The organism is Bacillus sp. FSL K6-3176, from assembly GCF_038003325.1.
Lineage (GTDB): Bacteria > Bacillota > Bacilli > Bacillales > Bacillaceae > Bacillus > Bacillus altitudinis.
Window position 1 is genome coordinate 2443739 of record NZ_JBBOOX010000001.1, and the last position, 18199, is coordinate 2461937.

Sequence of the window (18199 nt, forward strand, 5' to 3'; positions counted from 1 at the left end):
GTTTAAAGCATTCGCATAACTCGTTTTCTCATCTTTTTCATATCCCGCTTAGATGGCATATCATATCGACTTGCAAAGTGATATGCGAGTGCACCTGCACCAAGCGTTAATAGTGAAGAAGTCATTTTGCCCATTCGAAATTCCCCCTTAACACTTATAGTTGAATTGAACGTTCATCGTCACTAAACAGGTCGTCTAAACTGCTTAGTGTACCGTCTTCCTCCACTTGGTGAGTAGATATTTTGCCTTTTGACAGTGTCAATTCAATAAAACAGCCCCAGCAATAATATTGATTGACCCCAATTTTTCCGATGTCTTTACATTTGCAATTTGGGCAAATGAGCATATTCAGCACCTCTTTACGTTCGGTTTAGAACAAGTGCTTCCTTTTGAACATCCATCAAGGTTCCGGCAGCATGCAGCTGCTTTCGAATCCCTGATAGCTCTGTAAAGAAGCCGTCCGAGAGTTCATATGCTACGATTGTGCCCGAATTCATGCAAAAGTATACATCTTCCAAAACACCTAATGTTTCACCATCTGGCGTACGGATCATTTTCTTTTTTAATTTCGAAAAGAAAAAGGATGGGGCGGTGGTATCTATCTCGATGCCCTTCTGGCAGCTCACATATAGACCTTTGTCTGTCAGTTTGTCGCCAGCTGAGAATGGAATGAAAGCACAGTCTTTCTTTTTCCCATCTAAAACATATCCCCCGCAGCTGCCGCCGGCTAAAAAGCAAATATCTTTGATCGCCCCAAGTGAATAAGACAGCTCGTCTGTATAGATCGTCAGTCCTTCAAGCTCTCGACATGTTCTCAAAATGTGATCAACCACCTTTTCGGAACAGTCTTATCGTGTGCGTTTCCTCTATGACTCATACGAAGAAATGGCTTCCATGAAGGAAGCCATTTACTCTTGCATAAAATCAAACGGGGTGATTCCCTCCATACCAATATTGGCATCGTGTACGCTGAAAGGAAGTTCTTTTTGGAGAGCTGCTAGTTCAGCATCCATGACTTCTTCCGTTTCAGTAAGACGCATGGTTAAAGACGTTTGTCTGAGGGAGTCTTCATTATTTTTTACGCCCCACTCTAATGCTGATTCCTCACCGCACAAAATTAAAAACTTTTTACTTCGTGTAATGGCCGTGTAAAGCAAATTTCTTCGAAGCATTCGATAATAACTTCTCACGACTGGCAGCACCACGATTGGGAATTCACTGCCCTGGGATTTATGAATCGAGCAACAATAAGCGTGTGTAAATTGATGAAAATCTTTTTTCGTAAACGTGATTTCATTTCCATCAAAGGAGATGACCGCCATATCTTCTTTTTCCGTGTTTTCTTTCGCATAAAAGATCGAGACAATTTCGCCAATATCTCCATTAAAAATGTTATTCTCGGGCTGATTGACAAGCTGAAGTACCTTATCACCTGTCCGGTAGACGACATCACCAAAAGGAATTTCTCTTCCTTTTGGCTTTTTAGGATTCAAAATTTGCTGAAGCATTTTATTCAGTTCATTAATGCCTGCTTTTCCTTTATACATCGGGGCAAGCACTTGAATGTCCTTTGCTGAATACCCCTTTTGAGCAGCATTGCTGACCACTTTCTCGATGACTTCTTTCATTTGGTCACTAGAGCACTGAATAAAGGATCGATCCTTCGAGCGTGCAGTAATATCCTTTGGCAAAACACCATTTTTCATATCATGCGCAAGCTCAACAATTGTTGAACCGTCTGCCTGCCGGTAAATATCAGTTAGTGTAACTGCCGGTATAGCTTGTGACGCAAGCAGGTCTCTTAACACTTGACCAGGTCCAACAGATGGAAGTTGATGTTCGTCTCCAACCATAATGACTTGAATATGATCTGGGATCGCCTTAAACAAATGGTTCGCCAGCCAAATATCCAGCATACTCGATTCATCAATGATGACAAGCTTTCCTTCAATCGGCTGGTCTTCATCATGTGAGAAGCCTTCTGATCCATTCCAGCCTAGCAGCCGGTGAATGGTCACAGCAGGAAGTCCAGTGGATTCTGTCATTCGTTTCGCAGCACGTCCAGTTGGTGCGGCAAGCACGAACGGAAATGCTTCATCTTTTTTATAATCACCCGGGTCAAGAGAAACGCCGTGAAGATCGCTGTAAAGCTCGACAATCCCTTTAATGACCGTCGTTTTCCCTGTACCCGGTCCGCCTGTTAAAAGCAGCATTGGAGACATGAGTGCCTTTTGAATGGCTTCTTTTTGGGTTGGTGCATACTGGACACCAAGCCGTTCCTCCAGTTCACCGAGTGCAAGCAGAAATTCTGATTCAGGAAATTGATCTGCATATTCTGTTTGAGAGACAATTTTTTGAATACGTTTTGCCACACTTTGCTCCGCATAAAAGAGCGACGGATGATAACAGCGATCATCTTCAATGATCATGTCTTTCCCTTCACCAAGTGCAATGATCTGATTGGCAACGTCCATTTCAGTCACTTTGTAGTCATTGCCTGTTTGATTCAGCAATTTACGGGTTTCGATGATCAGATCTTTCGTTTGTATGTACGTATGACCGTCTTGCAGGCTTGCTGTCTCAACGGTATACAAAAGGGCTGCACGAATGCGTTCTGGATCATTTCCAGATATCCCTGTTCTAGCGCCGAGTTCATCTGCTTTAATAAATCCAATCCCCTCGACGTCTTTGACGAGCTGATAAGGGTTTTCTTCAATTTTCTGCAACGTTTCACTCTCGTACGCTTGGTAAATCTTCATACTAAGCTGAGGACCAAAGCCATATTGATTCAGGCTGATCATAATTTGCTCAAGCCCTTGATGCTCCTGAAGTGCGGCAGCCAGCTTATCAGCCTTCTTTTTTGACAGGCGAGGGACGTCATACAAAACAGACGGATCACGCATAATTTGATGAAGCGTCTGATTGCCTAGCTTGCCGACGATTTCTTCCGCTGTCTTTTTTCCAATCCCTTCAAACAAGTCACTAGAGAGATAATGAATGATGCCTTGCTTTGTTGTAGGGACTTCCTTTTGAAAATGAGTGGCTTGAAACTGCTCGCCAAACTTCGGATGACTTGTGACCTTGCCATAGAAGGTGTAGGTTTCCTCCTCATGAAGCGCTGGGAAGTACCCTGTGACAGATGCTGTTTTTTCCTCTAAATTCTCTGATGTTTCAATGACTTTTACTTTTAACACCGAGTATAAATTACTTTCGTTATGGAAAATAACGGCTTGAACCGTCCCTTTTAAAAACGGTTCATCTTCAAGCTTCATTTGATCTGGATGTTCCTGCACAGGTCTTCCCTCCTTCCGGTTATTCTGCCTCTTGAATCAGCTTTTGCGCATGCAATGCAAGCATATGATCAGGTTGCACGTCAATGGCTTTTCCTAGCATTTCAAGCGCTTCATCTTTTTTTTCTAAATACGCATACGCAACGCCTGCATTATAAAAGGCGTCTGCATGCTGCGGATCTCGCGTAATCACTTCAGTAAAGACTGCGACCGCTTCCTCCAGCAGATGTTCATTCGCTAAGCACATGCCAAATTGAAATCTTGCTTCGTTATCTTCTTCGTTTAGCTCAACTGCACGCTGAAGATAAGGCATCGCAAGCTTTGGCTGCTCTAATTTCATCAGTGTCTGCCCTAACATATAAAACAAATCACTGTTTTCCATTCCAGCTTGTAGCGCTTGCTTAAAATAGTCTTTCGCTTTCATAAAGTCTTCTTTCATCGTGTAGACATTTCCTGCCCCATAATAAGCTGCAGCTGCTGTATGATCAAGTTCAATGGCTTTTTGAAAGAAGTTCAATGCACGTTCAAATTCATGAACACTTGAAAGTAAATTCGCAAAGTTAATATATGGAACCGGGTCCTTTGGGCTTTCTTCAATGGCTTTCGTAAAAGCTTCAGCTGCCTGTTCGATGTTCCCTTGATTTAAAGCTTCAATACCGATTTCGTTATGATTCATTCGCTCTCTTCATCCTTTCATTAAAAAACCTCAACAGCGACGTTGAGGTTTTTAACACATGTTACACATACGACAGCTTTTGGCCATCTTTAAAGACATCGTCAATGGTCCCGCCGCCAAGACATTCTTCGCCATCATAAAAAACAACAGCTTGTCCTGGAGTGACAGCACGAACGGGTTCATCAAAGATCACCATTGCTTCCTGCTCACCTGTCATTTTGACTTTTACATGATGGTCTTCTTGACGGTATCGGAATTTCGCTGTGCATGTGAGTTCACCGTTTTCGCCGACAATATGAGGACGAGTCCAGCTGATGTTAACAGCTGAAATACTTTCAGAGTATAAAAGCGGGTTGTGGAAGCCTTGTTCAACAAATAAGATATTTTTCTCTAAGTCCTTCCCAACAACGAACCACGGATCACCGCTTCCGCCAATGCCAAGTCCTTGGCGCTGACCGATCGTGTAATACATCAGTCCATCATGTTCACCTTTTACTTCTCCGTCCATTGTCTGCATCACACCGGGCTGTGCAGGCAAATATTGGCTAAGGAACGTTTTAAAGTTTCTTTCCCCAATAAAGCAGATGCCCGTAGAATCTTTTTTCGTTGCTGTTGCGAGCTCTGCTTCTTTCGCTAATTCACGCACTCTTTTTTTCTCTAAATCGCCGATTGGGAACAACACTTTATCAAGCTGTTCTTGAGTCAGCTGATTCAAGAAATAAGTTTGGTCTTTGTTTGTATCAAGACCTCTTAGCATTTTGACTTCATCGCCGGTTCTGTCGACACGGGCATAGTGGCCTGTTGCCAAATAATCCGCTCCAAGCGACAATGCATGCTCAAGAAATGCTTTGAACTTAATTTCTTTGTTACACATGACATCTGGGTTCGGCGTTCTGCCTGCTTTATATTCATCAAGAAAATATTGAAACACTTTGTCCCAATACTGTTTCTCGAAATTCACTGCATAATATGGGATTCCAATCTGGTTACAAACACGAATGACATCCTCATAGTCCTCCGTTGCTGTACATACACCATTTTCATCTGTGTCATCCCAGTTTTTCATAAATATGCCGATCACATCATAGCCTTGCTCCTTTAGCATGAGCGCAGCAACTGATGAATCGACGCCTCCGGACATACCGACCACAACTCTTGTGTCTTCAGGTCTTTTTGTCATCTTCATCAACTCCAATTTCAATGAAACAACGTGCGCGTTTCGTTCTTCAGGTGCCTAGCTGTTTCATTTTTCACACACGAACAAAAGGGAGCATTTATTTGGCTAGGCGTTTCACGACAGCCGCTATCTTATGCGCCGCCTGCTTCACATGTTCCTCTTCATTTCCAAGACCGAAGCTAATTCTGACTGAGGATGTCAGCTCTTTTGCTTCTTCACCATACATGGCGCTTAATACGTGCGAAGGAAGGACAGATCCAGCCGTACATGCTGACCCGCTTGAAACAGCAATCCCTTCCATATCTAAGTTCACAAGTAACGATTCAATAGAAACGCCCGGGAAGTGGACATTTAAAATATGCGGCAATGTCTCTTTCGGGTGTCCATTGATAGAGAAATTGAGTGATTCCTCTTTGAATACTTGCAGCATCGCTTCTTTGAGCTTACCATAATGCACTGCTTTTTCTCTTCTATTTTGCTTTGTTAATTGAACTGCTTCTGCAAGCCCAATGATTCCCGCCACATTTTCAGTGCCAGCACGGCGTTTTCTTTCTTGTTCTCCTCCGAATAGCTGCGGAGAAAGTTTTACACGCTCATTGACGTATAAAAAGCCTGTTCCCATCGGGCCATTTAGTTTATGACCGGACGCAGATAAGAGGTCGATATGAAGTTCTGTGACATCAATTGATATTGTCCCAAATGCCTGTACTGCGTCTGTATGAAAATAAGCAGTGTGTTCGTGTAAAAGTTGACCAATTTCTTTGATTGGCTGAATCACACCCGTTTCATTATTGCCATACATGATGGTCACAAGAATTGTATCGTCTCTTAGTGCTTGTTTTAATTGATCAAGATGAATCAATCCAGTGTGATCCACATCTAAATACGTCACATCAAAACCAAGCTTCTCTAAGCGTTCGCATGTATGCAGCACTGCATGATGCTCAGTTTTTGTTGTGATAATATGTTTTCCTTCATGCTGCCTTGCCATTGCCACACCTGTAATGGCCAAGTTGTCTGCCTCTGTTCCCCCGCTTGTGAGGATGATCTCCTGCTGCTTACAGTGTAATTCTCCTGCAATGACTTCCCTTGCTTCATCGAGCCACTTTCTTGCCTCGCGCCCATATGAATGAATACTAGAGGGATTGCCAAATATCTCTGTAAAGTAGGGCATCATCTTGTCCACAATTCGCTGATCCATCGGCGTTGTGGCTGCATGATCTAAATAGATACGTTCCATTTCCGGTACACCTCTGATCTAAATATAGAACATATACGCCTCTTGATCCTCGTCATCTTTATAACTTGCCAAGTCTTCAAGAGTTGTATTGTCTAGTACGTCTTTTACTGCATCACGAATACGAATCCAAAGTGCACGCTTTGCTGGCTCTTCGTTTTCGATCACTTCAACAGGACTAATAGGTCCTTCTAATACACGAATAATATCACCGGCTGTAATCTCGTTTGGCTCATGGGCAAGCACATAGCCGCCATACGCTCCTCGGATACTTTTCACAAGACGTGCATTGCGAAGTGGTGATACAAGCTGCTCTAAATAATGCTCAGACAAATCATTGTTTTGAGCAATTGATTTTAATGATGTAGGGCCTTCGCCATGTTTTTTGGCTAATTCGATCATGATCGTCAGACCATATCTGCCTTTAGTAGAAATTTTCAAGTTAAACACCTCTGCGTTTTCTATTTCTATGTCATCAATTATTTTTCTGATTTCATATACGCTTATATAGACCAAAAGCAATTATATCATACTTTTAGCCAACTTTCATTTGCGGGTTCTGAGCTCAAAACGAGGACGCATCCCTTTTCTATTTGAAGAAATTTCGGTACTCTATACAAACAAGACATTGCTTTAGGAGAGATAATCATGAAACCTTTAGCGTATCGGATGCGCCCAAGTCATATTGGAGACATTATTGGGCAGGAGCATCTCGTTGGAGAAGGTCAAATTATTAGACGAATGGTCGAGGCGAAACATTTGTCCTCGATGATTTTATACGGGCCGCCGGGAATCGGCAAAACATCCATTGCAACTGCAATCGCTGGCAGTACAAGCATTGCCTTCCGTACATTGAATGCGGTGATTCATAACAAAAAAGATATGGAAGCTGTCGCCGCTGAAGCGAAAATGAGTGGTCAAGTCATCTTGATTTTAGACGAAGTCCACAGACTCGATAAAGGGAAGCAGGATTTCCTTCTTCCGTATTTAGAAAATGGCATGATTATTTTAATTGGCGCGACAACAGCTAATCCGTATCATGCGATCAACCCAGCCATCCGTAGCCGGACACAAATATTTGAGCTGAAGCCGCTGGAAACAGAGCAAATCAAAGCTGCATTATCTCGAGCTTTACAGGATGAACATCGCGGGCTTGGCGGTTATTCGGTCAAAGTTGATGAGGAGGCAATGAATCATTTTGCAAATGGATGCGGAGGAGATGTGCGTTCCGCTTTAAATGCGCTTGAACTAGCCGTCTTATCGACAAAAGCGGATGATTCTGGACAGATCACGATCACTCTAGCTGCAGCAGAAGAATGTTTACAAAAAAAGAGCTTCTCGCATGATAAAAACGGTGATGCCCATTATGATGTCCTCTCGGCTTTTCAAAAATCCATTAGAGGATCTGACGCAGATGCTGCGCTTCATTACCTTGCAAGACTGATTGAAGCGGGAGATCTCGAAAGCATTTCGAGACGATTACTTGTGATGGCTTATGAAGATATTGGCCTAGCCAGCCCGCAGGCAGGGCCGCGTGTGTTAAGCGCTGTTCAAACAGCTGAGAGAGTTGGTTTCCCAGAAGCACGAATTCCACTCGCTAATGCCGTGATTGAACTGTGTCTTTCTCCAAAGTCAAACTCCGCTTACCAAGCGATTGATGCGGCACTGCATGATATTCGCACGGGGAAAATTGGTGAAGTTCCCGTTCATTTAAAAGATGCCCACTATAAAGGGGCAGCTGCACTTGGAAGGGGCGCCGATTACTTATATCCGCACGATTATGAAAATGGCTGGGTGAAGCAGCAATATTTACCTGACCCGCTGAAAAACAAGCAATACTATGTACCGAAGCAAACCGGGAAATTTGAAGGTGCATTGAAACAGGTCTATGAGAATTTAAAACGCCAGAAATAAAAAAAGCCCCCTGCATATTAGCAGGCGGGCTGTTTATTTATCTTTCACACGTGTAATCGGAATATCTTTTAACAGTTTCATAATGACATGACCACCCATGATCAGTCCAGCCACAGATGGAACAAAAGCATTGGATGAAGGCGGCATTTGTGCCTTACGAATTTTCGCTTCATCATTTCCAACTTCTTTTCTCACATCTTCACGAATGACAATCGGACTTTCATCAGAGAAAATAACTTCAATTCCCTTACGAATGCCTTCCTTCCGCAGGCGTGTTCTGACGACTTTCGCAATTGGGTCTGTATGTGTTTTCGAGATGTCTTCAATTTTAAACCGCGTCGGATCTGTTTTGTTTGCAGCACCCATACTCGAAATAATGTTCACATCGCGTTTCAGGCACTCTTTCATTAAATGAATTTTATAATGAATTGTATCTGATGCATCAATGACATAATCAAGTGGATACTCAAAGAATTGTTCATATGTTTCTTCTGTATAGAACATTTTGAGCGCAACAACTTCACATTCTGGGTTGATGTCAGCAATTCTTGCCTGCATTAAGTCAACTTTAGGCTGACCAACCGTTGATAGCAAAGCTGGCAGCTGCCTATTTACATTTGTAATATCAATATCATCTTTATCAACAAGAACAATACGGCCAACACCTGAACGAGCAAGGGCTTCTACTGCAAAAGAACCTACGCCGCCTACTCCAAGCACTGCAACTGTACTGTTTTTTAATATATTTAAGCCTTCCTTGCCAATGGCAAGCTCGTTTCTTGAAAACTGATGTAACAAGTGCCTCACTCCACCTTTATTTAAAATGAATCGAAAGAATCATATCATATTCAGCGTTCTCCGTCATCCTTCTCAAATAGAAAAAAACACAAAAAAGTCCCGATCACGCCGCCAGCTTTTCCTTCGTTTTGAACCCCGCACCATGCAGGTGGGTGCTTTCTTCCTCACTTTATAAGTCCTCAGAAGAGGCATTTATGCAGAAAGGAAAGGCAAGCTCCCGTAAAAAAAAATGTTCGGTCAAAACTAGGTAACCACCGTACGTATCAGGACTTTATTTATTGGTTGATGAAAGCATATCATAGGCATGTCCCTTTTACAAGCGTTTACATGCCTATAAACATGCGCCTATTTTACTGTTTTACTTTTGTTTTAATCGCCAAACTCAGTTCATCTAGCTGCGCTGCGCTTACAGTGCCAGGAGCATCTGTGAGAACACAGCTTGCACTTGCCGTTTTCGGGAACGCAATGGTATCTCTTAGGTTAGATCGGCCGGCAAGCAGCATCACTAAGCGGTCAAGTCCAAGCGCAATTCCGCCATGCGGAGGCACACCATGCTCAAATGCATCAAGAAGGAAGCCGAACTGATCGTACGCTTCTTCTTTAGAAAAGCCAAGTAAACCAAACATTTTCTCTTGAATGTCCTTTTCAAAAATACGAATAGAACCTCCGCCAAGCTCATAGCCGTTCAGCACAAGATCATACGCTTGAGCTTTCATATCTTCTGGACTTGTTTCAATTAATTCAAGATCATCCCGAACTGGCATTGTGAAAGGATGGTGGGCAGCATAGAAGCGGCCTTCTTCTTCATCTTTTTCAAGCAGCGGCCAATCGACAACCCATAAGAAATTAAAGACAGACTCATCGATGAGTTTAAGCTCTTTGCCAAGTTTTAAGCGAAGTGCGCCAAGCGCATCATGGACAACAGACGTCTTATCTGCAACAAAGAGTAAAAGGTCGCCTTCTTCAACTTGAAGCTGTTCTTTTAATTCTGCTTGTTTTGACTCATCAAAGAATTTAGCGATTGGTCCTTTTAACTCTGTCCCTTCAGCTTTTAGCCAAGCAAGACCTTTTGCACCATAGTTCGCTGCAAATGCACCGAGTGCATCGATGTCTTTTCTTGAGTAGTTTGCTGCAGCCCCTTTGACATTAATCGCTTTGACAGCTCCGCCATTGTTTACAGCACCACTGAAGACTTTGAAATCTGAGTCTTTTACGGTGTCTGAAATGTTGACAAGCTTCATGTCAAATCGTGTATCTGGCTTGTCAGAACCATAGGAATTCATCGCTTCATCGTACGTCATACGAGGTAATGGCAATGTCAAGTCAACACCTTTGACATCTTTCATCACCTTTGACATCATCTCTTCAGCAAGCGTCATGATGTCTTCTTGGCTCATAAAGGACATTTCAATATCGACTTGTGTAAATTCCGGCTGACGGTCAGCACGCAAGTCTTCATCTCTAAAGCAGCGAGCGATTTGATAGTAGCGGTCCATCCCAGACACCATGAGCAATTGCTTAAATAATTGCGGAGACTGCGGCAGCGCATAGAATTCTCCTTCGTGTACACGGCTTGGCACAAGATAGTCACGTGCACCTTCTGGCGTACTTTTTGTTAAAATTGGCGTTTCAATGTCTAGAAAGCCGTGATCATCTAAGAAATGGCGGAATGCTTTTGTGACTTCATGTCGCATTTTCATCGTTTCAAACATCGCAGGACGGCGAAGATCTAGGTAGCGGTATTTTAAGCGCACATCTTCTGATACCTCATCTGCTTGATCAGAAATCACAAATGGAGGCGTCTTGGCTTCATTTAAAACAGTGACTGTGTCGACTTGAATTTCAATTTTGCCTGTTTTTAAATTTGGGTTGATCGTGGCTTCTTCTCTTGCGACCACTGTCCCTTTAATATCAAGGACATATTCATTCCGAATCGATTCTGCTGTCTCAAGAGCCTCTTTTGATTGGTCTGGATGAAAGACAACTTGCACAATGCCTGTACGATCACGCAGGTCAATAAAGATTAATCCGCCAAGGTCACGACGTTTTTGTACCCATCCTTTTAATACAACTGTTTGACCGATTTGGTCTTCTGTTACTTCTCCACAATAAAAAGTTCTACCAAACACAAACATTCCACTCCTTCTTTACGCTTTCTGGTGGGCTTTCATCATTTGAATCAGCTCATCAAGCTTCACTTCAATTTGTTCACCTGTTGTCGTATCTTTTACGTTTACAATTTGCTGCGCCAGCTCATCTTCACCAAGAACTGCAATAAACTTGGCTTTCGAGCGGTCTGCGGCTTTAAATTGTGCTTTTAGCTTTTTCCCTGTATAGTCCATTTCACTTGAAATGCCTTCTTTTCTTAAGCGATTCAATAAGCCAACAGCATAATCTTTTGCTTGATCTCCTAATGCCGCAATGTATAAATCAATCCCGTCTTGAACAGGAAGCTCAATCTTCTCTGCATCAATCGCTGATAGGAAACGTTCAATACTCATCGCAAAGCCGATACCTGGTGATTCAGGACCGCCAATTCCTTCAACAAGTCCATCATAACGGCCGCCGCCGGCTAATGTTGTGATCGCACCAAAGCCTTCTGCATTACTCATAATCTCAAAAGCAGTGTGATTGTAATAATCAAGACCGCGCACTAAGTTCGGATCGACGACATATTCAATGCCTAGATCGGTTAAGTATTGTTTTACTTTTTCAAAATAAGTCCGTGATTCTTCATTTAAGTAATCTTGAATGGATGGTGCCGTTGCCATCAGTTCGTGGTCGCGGTCCTTTTTACAATCAAGAATACGCAATGGATTTTGATGCAAACGAATTTGGCAGTCATGACAGAATTCATCAATTCTTGGTTCAAAGTGCTCGACAAGTGCTTGACGGTAATCTGCACGGCTTTCTTTGTCACCAAGGCTGTTAATGACGAGTTTTAAGTTGGAAAGACCCGCTTTCTCATACACACTCATCGCTAATGAAATGACCTCTGCATCAATGGCAGGATCTTTTGAACCGATCGCTTCAATTCCGAATTGATAAAATTGACGATATCTTCCCGTTTGGGGACGCTCATAGCGGAACATTGGTCCAATGTAGTACAGCTTTGTAGGCTGTGCAGGCTGTGAAAACAGTTTATTTTCAACATAAGAACGGACAGTTGAAGCTGTTCCTTCTGGGCGAAGTGTGATGCTACGTCCTTTTTTGTCTTCAAATGTGTACATCTCTTTTTGAACGATATCTGTTGACTCGCCTACTCCTCGTGCAAACAGTTCCGTATGCTCAAAAATCGGTGTGCGGATTTCTTTGTATTGAAAGGCTGCACATGTATCTCTCGCAATTTGTTCAACATACTGCCAGCGTTCTGATTCTCCCGGTAAAATATCCTGTGTGCCTCTTGGAATATTAAAACTCATTTTTCGTCCTCCTACGACCATCATTCATTTTTTATGTGGACATATAAAAAACCCCCGCCTCTACTATGTGTATAGTAGGGACGAGAGTTATACCCGTGGTGCCACCCTAGTTGGAACTGATCTAGCCATGTTCCCGCTCAAATCCTTAACGCAGATTCACGTTCTCCGCCTAATGACTCATTTTTTGAGTGTTCAGCAGGAAACCTACAGAGTGTTCTTTCGTGATAAATGCCATGCGGATTCGCTTTCAGCCTAAGGCGATTCCTCTCTGCTCACGCAATTTACCCTACTATTCTCTATCATCAGTTCCACATTTTAAATTTTCAAGTGTGTTGATTTATATTATAATAAGGTCGGTGCTGCCACTCTGTCAACCCTTGCCGTGTCTCTTTTTCTTTTCCAGCTCTTCTTTTGACGTGCATCCGTATTCAGATGCCGTTTCTTCAAGGAAGCCTGGTTGATCCATTTCGTCGTGCTGCCAGCGATCGATATCACGATGTCCATTATATTGCACTCGTCCTAATTTTCTGCTTAATCTCATGTTTGTACATCCTTTTATCACATTTTTATCTAGTATAAACAGATTGATTCATTTTTATTAGGGAAACCGCAAGGAATTCATCCATTACATAACGAATTAACATTCATCGGTTTTACAAGGGAGGGGAAAACACCGTTTTGAATCTGAAAACACACCATCACATGATGTTGCTGCTCACCTGTTTTGTCCTCATTGCCAGCACTTGGCCAATGACACATGCGACGGCTCAAACAGATCAAGCTGTCGTTGCAACAGATGAAATCAATGTGCGAACCGGACCTGGTTTAAGCTACGGGATCGCAGCAGTTGTGAAACGAGGAGAAAGCTACCCGATTCTCACTGAACAAGGAGAATGGGTACAGATCGGGCTATCGAACGGACAAAAAGGCTGGGTCGTCTCATGGCTGATTACCAAGTCATCCGATGCACAAAAGCCTGCTAAGCAAAAGACGCAAGGTCAAAGTACGCAAGGAAGCAGTTCGATTACGTCAACAGCCTCCGACCTTCGCATTCGGACAGGCCCAGGGACTTCCTATCAAGTCATTGGCACTTTCCCGCAGGGCGCTTCCGCTAAAAAGCTGGACACAAGCGGCGAATGGACAAAAATATCGTACAAACAAGCGGAAGGCTGGGTCCACTCTGATTATATTTCTGGCGGACAAAACGCTTCTTCATCCAGTTCAGCTGAGCCCGCTCGTTCTAAACAGTCCGGCACAGTTGGCGTATCAAGCTTGAATGTTCGAAAATCGGCGGCACCAAATGCACAAGTGGCCGCTTCACTTTCCCGTAACACTCAAGTCACCATTTTACGGGAGCAAAATGGCTGGTATGAAATCGAAGCAAAAGGCGTTAAAGGCTGGGTTGCAAGTTATTATATTGTCTCAAACCAAGGAACAAGTGCAGCACCTGAAAAGAATTCATCCTCTTCGTCATCTCATCAGAAAGCGTACATCGTTTATGATGGAACGAATATTAGAAAAAGCGCTTCTACCTCTGCTGGAATTGCAGAAAGAGCAACAAAAGGAGCTGCTTATCAAATTGTTCGTACACAAGGTGACTGGTACGAGGTGACATTATCAAACGGCGGAACAGGCTACGTGGCGAGCTGGGTCGTTCAAACAAAGAAAAATAGCAGCGAAGCACCAAGACCTCAGCAGGATTCATCGTCTGGCACTGGATCTTTAAAAGGCAAAACAATTGTTCTTGATCCTGGGCATGGCGGAAAAGACAGCGGCACGATCGGCGCAGACGGTGCATTTGAAAAGAATATCACGATCAAAACCGCTCATTTGCTGGCAGGTAAGTTAAGAGCTTCTGGGGCAAATGTCTATTTAACAAGAAGTGATGATACTTTCATCAGCCTTCAATCGAGGGTTGCCACTTCACATTACCGAAATGCAGATGCATTTATTAGTCTTCATTATGATAGCTTTATGGACCCAAGTATCAGAGGAAGCACCGCATATTATTATCAGGCATCCAAAGATCAACGTCTGGCGACAAGCGTTCATACGGAAGTCGCAAAACGATCACAGATCCCTGATAAAGGAGTCCAATTTGGAGATTATTTTGTTTTAAGAGAAAACAAACGCCCTTCCCTTTTATATGAACTCGGCTATTTAAGCAATCCTCAAGAAGAAGCGATCATTTATAGCGCCTCTTACCAAGAACGAGTGACAGAAGGAATGACAGAAGGATTAAAACAATATTTCCGATAGAAAAAAGAGGCCGCTGCGCCTCTTTTTTGTTTGATCGCAAAAGAAAAAGACTCTAAACAAACTCTCAGCAAGAGTTTATCTACAGTCTAATGTCTTTCTATTCTTTGCTGTCCATCAACATGGTGACTGGCCCCGAATTGGTCAATGAGACGTCCATCATCGCCCCAAAACGTCCAGTTTCAACATGGATGCCCTTTTCTCTAAGCGTTTCATTGAAGCATTCGTAAAGTGAATTCGCCACATCCGGTTTGGCAGCTTTCATAAAGTTCGGCCGTCTGCCTTTCCTCGTATCACCATAAAGAGTAAATTGAGATACAGACAGCACGCTTCCTTTTACATCCAATAACGAAAGATTCATTTTCCCGTTTTCATCTTCAAAAATACGCAAGTGTGCGAGCTTTTCAGCTAAGTAATGCACATCTTCTTCTGTGTCTTCATGTGTAACACCAACGAGCACCATATAGCCTTCATTGATGGCACCTGTGATCTCTTCTCCTACTTTCACAGATGCACTCGTCACACGCTGAACAACAAGCCTCATAGACGATATACTTCCTTTCTAATTCATGAATCGGCGAACAGAGTAAATGTCTTTGATTTGTTTGATGCGTTCTACCACTTTGTGCAAATGGTTAATATTTTGGATAAAGATCGCCATATGGATCGTCGCCACTTTGTTACGATCAGACTTACCAGAAACCGACGAGATGTTCGTTTTGGTTTCGTTGACTGCTTGAAGCACTTCATTAAGTAAGCCGCGCCTGTCATATCCTAATATCTCAATTTCCACATTGTATTCTTTACGGTTTCGAGCAGGCTGTTCATGCTCCCACTCAACCGGGATTAACCGTTCCTGCGCTTCTCCTGTCTTCACGTTCGGACAGTCATCACGGTGAACAGATACGCCACGGCCTTTTGTAATAAAACCAACAATGCTATCACCAGGAACAGGATTACAACACTTAGATAAACGGACAAGCAAGTTATCAATGCCTTTCACTCGCACGCCAGCTTCCCGTTTTTTCCCGTGATATGGTTTTGACTCTACAGACACTTCTTGAACGGTTTTCTCTTGTTCTTCCTGATCTCTTTGTTTTCTTTCTTTTTCCGTTAAACGATTCGCCACTTGGAGTGCCGTAATTCCGTTATAACCAACGGCTGCATACATGTCCTCTTCATTTGAGAAATTAAATTTATCAGCCACTTTTTGCAGATTTTCAGCGGTCAAGATGTCTTTAACATCGAACTCAAGGTTTTTGATTTCTTTCTCCACAAGTTCTCGGCCTTTTTCGACATTTTCTTCACGGCGCTGTTTCTTGAAAAACTGTCTGATCTTGTGCTTCGCTTGGGAGGTTTGGGCAAGTTTGACCCAATCCTGGCTTGGTCCATAGCTATGCTTAGATGTCAGAATTTCAATAATGTCACCTGTTTTTAACTTATGATCAAGTGTGACCATTTTACCGTTGACTTTGGCTCCGATTGTTTTATTTCCAATTTCCGAATGAATCCGGTATGAGAAATCAATTGGAACTGAACCAGACGGTAGCTCAATGACGTCTCCTTTTGGTGTAAATACAAACACCATATCAGAGAAGAGATCGATTTTTAACGATTCCATAAATTCTTCCGCATCTGTGGATTCATTTTGGAATTCAAGAATTTCTCTAAACCAAGACAGCTTCTTCTGGAAAACGGCTTCTTCCGTCGATTCTGCTGACTCTTTGCCTTCTTTATACGCCCAGTGTGCCGCAATTCCGTATTCCGCAATTTCGTGCATTTCCACTGTACGAATCTGAACTTCAAGCGGGTCCCCTTTTGGACCAATCACCGTTGTATGAAGAGACTGATACATGTTCGGCTTTGGCATCGCAATATAATCCTTAAATCTGCCTGGCATCGGCTTCCAGCACGTATGAATAATACCAAGTACCGCATAGCAGTCTTTAATGCTGTCAACCAAAATACGAACAGCCAGCAAATCATATATTTCATTAAATTGCTTATTTTGCATGACCATTTTTCGATAAATACTATAAATATGTTTCGGTCTGCCGGAGAATTCAGCCTTAATGTTCACCTCAGACACGCGGTCTTTTACTTCATTGACAACCTCGTCCAAGTATTCCTCACGTTCCGCTCGTTTACGCTTCATGAGATTCACAATCCGGTAGTATTGCTGCGGATTTAAATAGCGGAGGGCTGTATCTTCAAGCTCCCACTTAATCTTTGAAATCCCTAATCTGTGCGCTAGCGGTGCAAAGATCTCAAGGGTTTCATTTGAGATTCTTCGCTGCTTTTCCTGCGGAAGGTGTTTGAGTGTTCTCATATTGTGGAGACGGTCTGCCAGCTTAATTAAGATGACGCGAATATCCTGCGCCATTGCAACAAACATTTTACGATGGTTTTCAGCCTGTTGTTCTTCTTGTGATTTATATTTAATCTTTCCGAGCTTTGTCACACCATCAACAAGCATGGCTACTTCTTCGTTAAAATGCTCTTTTAAATCTTCTAATGTCACATCCGTGTCTTCGACAACATCATGCAAGAAGCCGCCAGCAATGGTCGAAGGGTCCATTTCAAGATCAACAAGAATTCCCGCCACTTGAATAGGATGGATAATATAGGGCTCACCGGATTTCCGGTATTGCTCCTTGTGAGCATTTTCAGCATATTCGTATGCACGCTCTATAAATTGAATATGTTCAGCGGACAGGTATTCTCTTGCCTTATCAATGACCTGCTGCGCCGTTAAAACTTGTTCGTTCGCCATGGAATCACCTTTTTAAATGAAAACTGTATTGTAGTTTATTATCAAGAAAAATTCGATAGATGTAAAGAGAAGAAGTCCGCTAAAAGATTTTTGATAGGAAAAAAGCACCCTTCTTACTGAGTGCTTTTTTCGTAAAACTCCATTAGTATTGCATTAACGTCAAGATGTCGTAACCGTCAAGCTTCTTTCTGCCATCAAGATACGTCAGCTCAATTAAAAATGCAATCCCTGCCACAACGCCGCCTAATTCCTCAACCAGCTTGATGGATGCTTCAATCGTTCCACCTGTCGCAAGCAAATCATCTGTGATCAGTACACGCTGACCAGGACGAATTGCATCTTTATGAATCGTTAATACATCTTTACCGTATTCCAAACCGTAATCGACTTTGATGACTTCACGAGGAAGCTTTCCTTCTTTACGAACTGGGGCAAAACCTACACCAAGTGCGTATGCTACAGGGCAGCCAATAATGAATCCACGCGCTTCAGGTCCAACAATGAGATCAATGTCTCTTTCCTTCGCGTATTCAACGATTTGATCCGTTGCATAACGGTACACTTCGCCTTTATCCATTAACGTTGTAATATCTTTAAATTGTACACCTTCCTTTGGGTAGTCAGGTACAACTGTCACATATTGTTTTAAATCCATC

17 protein-coding genes, 1 other RNA gene and 1 other annotated feature are annotated in these 18199 nt (G+C 42.8%); of the genes, 2 read left to right on the plus strand and 16 right to left on the minus strand.

Annotated elements, in window-relative coordinates; genetic code table 11:
• Window positions 1-2: 2 nt before the first annotated feature.
• The 8 genes from MHB38_RS12760 to cymR form a co-directional block, all read right to left on the minus strand.
• Window positions 3-134 (minus strand): YrzQ family protein, encoded by a 132-nt coding sequence (locus MHB38_RS12760; RefSeq protein WP_008342695.1) that lies wholly within the window; start codon window positions 132-134, stop codon window positions 3-5.
• 20 nt (window positions 135-154) lie between these two features.
• Window positions 155-346: a hypothetical protein gene (locus tag MHB38_RS12765; RefSeq protein WP_003216308.1), complete on the minus strand. Its 192-nt coding sequence runs from the start codon at window positions 344-346 to the stop codon at window positions 155-157.
• Window positions 347-359: 13 nt separating this feature from the next.
• Entirely contained in the window at window positions 360-818 is a 459-nt protein-coding gene (locus MHB38_RS12770; RefSeq protein WP_008342703.1) for a PRC-barrel domain-containing protein, read from the minus strand.
• Window positions 819-908: 90 nt separating this feature from the next.
• The gene (recD2, locus tag MHB38_RS12775; RefSeq protein WP_035390959.1) at window positions 909-3293 is read right to left on the minus strand and encodes an SF1B family DNA helicase RecD2; all 2385 of its coding nucleotides are present in this window, start codon (window positions 3291-3293) and stop codon (window positions 909-911) included.
• A gap of 19 nt (window positions 3294-3312) precedes the next feature.
• Window positions 3313-3966 carry a tetratricopeptide repeat protein gene (locus MHB38_RS12780; RefSeq protein WP_341003589.1) on the minus strand — a complete coding sequence of 218 codons (654 nt, stop codon included), beginning with the start codon at window positions 3964-3966 and terminating at the stop codon, window positions 3313-3315.
• A gap of 61 nt (window positions 3967-4027) precedes the next feature.
• Window positions 4028-5146 (minus strand): tRNA 2-thiouridine(34) synthase MnmA, encoded by a 1119-nt coding sequence (gene mnmA / locus MHB38_RS12785; RefSeq protein WP_008342709.1) that lies wholly within the window; start codon window positions 5144-5146, stop codon window positions 4028-4030.
• 94 nt (window positions 5147-5240) lie between these two features.
• Window positions 5241-6383, minus strand: coding sequence for a cysteine desulfurase family protein (locus MHB38_RS12790; RefSeq protein ID WP_099496641.1), 1143 nt, complete (start codon window positions 6381-6383; stop codon window positions 5241-5243).
• 18 nt (window positions 6384-6401) lie between these two features.
• Complete coding sequence (gene cymR, locus MHB38_RS12795; RefSeq protein ID WP_008342713.1) at window positions 6402-6821, minus strand: cysteine metabolism transcriptional regulator CymR; 420 nt, start codon at window positions 6819-6821, stop codon at window positions 6402-6404.
• A 207-nt stretch (window positions 6822-7028) separates the two neighbouring features.
• Between cymR and MHB38_RS12800 the strand changes: the two genes are divergently transcribed.
• A complete protein-coding gene (locus MHB38_RS12800; protein WP_099496642.1) occupies window positions 7029-8294 on the plus strand; it encodes a replication-associated recombination protein A in 1266 nt (421 codons plus the stop codon).
• A 33-nt stretch (window positions 8295-8327) separates the two neighbouring features.
• Here MHB38_RS12800 and MHB38_RS12805 read toward each other — a convergent pair whose 3' ends face one another.
• The 5 genes from MHB38_RS12805 to MHB38_RS12825 form a co-directional block, all read right to left on the minus strand.
• A complete protein-coding gene (locus MHB38_RS12805) occupies window positions 8328-9092 on the minus strand; it encodes a tRNA threonylcarbamoyladenosine dehydratase (protein ID WP_213406884.1) in 765 nt (254 codons plus the stop codon).
• Between the two features lie 92 nt (window positions 9093-9184).
• Window positions 9185-9365: non-coding RNA, 6S RNA (gene ssrS / locus MHB38_RS12810), on the minus strand.
• A gap of 77 nt (window positions 9366-9442) precedes the next feature.
• A complete protein-coding gene (gene aspS / locus MHB38_RS12815; protein ID WP_096882167.1) occupies window positions 9443-11221 on the minus strand; it encodes an aspartate--tRNA ligase in 1779 nt (592 codons plus the stop codon).
• Window positions 11222-11239: 18 nt separating this feature from the next.
• Window positions 11240-12514 (minus strand): histidine--tRNA ligase, encoded by a 1275-nt coding sequence (gene hisS / locus MHB38_RS12820; protein WP_202734312.1) that lies wholly within the window; start codon window positions 12512-12514, stop codon window positions 11240-11242.
• Between the two features lie 73 nt (window positions 12515-12587).
• Window positions 12588-12826, minus strand: a binding site (T-box leader).
• Between the two features lie 58 nt (window positions 12827-12884).
• Window positions 12885-13055: a YrzK family protein gene (locus tag MHB38_RS12825; RefSeq protein WP_003216250.1), complete on the minus strand. Its 171-nt coding sequence runs from the start codon at window positions 13053-13055 to the stop codon at window positions 12885-12887.
• 137 nt (window positions 13056-13192) lie between these two features.
• Here MHB38_RS12825 and MHB38_RS12830 point away from each other — a divergent pair, with 137 nt between their 5' ends.
• Window positions 13193-14773: an SH3 domain-containing protein gene (locus MHB38_RS12830; protein ID WP_050827504.1), complete on the plus strand. Its 1581-nt coding sequence runs from the start codon at window positions 13193-13195 to the stop codon at window positions 14771-14773.
• A gap of 97 nt (window positions 14774-14870) precedes the next feature.
• Here MHB38_RS12830 and dtd read toward each other — a convergent pair whose 3' ends face one another.
• The 3 genes from dtd to MHB38_RS12845 form a co-directional block, all read right to left on the minus strand.
• Window positions 14871-15314, minus strand: coding sequence for a D-aminoacyl-tRNA deacylase (dtd, locus tag MHB38_RS12835; protein WP_048003401.1), 444 nt, complete (start codon window positions 15312-15314; stop codon window positions 14871-14873).
• A gap of 18 nt (window positions 15315-15332) precedes the next feature.
• Window positions 15333-17543 carry a RelA/SpoT family protein gene (locus MHB38_RS12840; RefSeq protein ID WP_008342726.1) on the minus strand — a complete coding sequence of 737 codons (2211 nt, stop codon included), beginning with the start codon at window positions 17541-17543 and terminating at the stop codon, window positions 15333-15335.
• Window positions 17544-17685: 142 nt separating this feature from the next.
• Window positions 17686-18198: an adenine phosphoribosyltransferase gene (locus MHB38_RS12845; protein WP_008342729.1), complete on the minus strand. Its 513-nt coding sequence runs from the start codon at window positions 18196-18198 to the stop codon at window positions 17686-17688.
• Window position 18199: the final 1 nt, after the last annotated feature.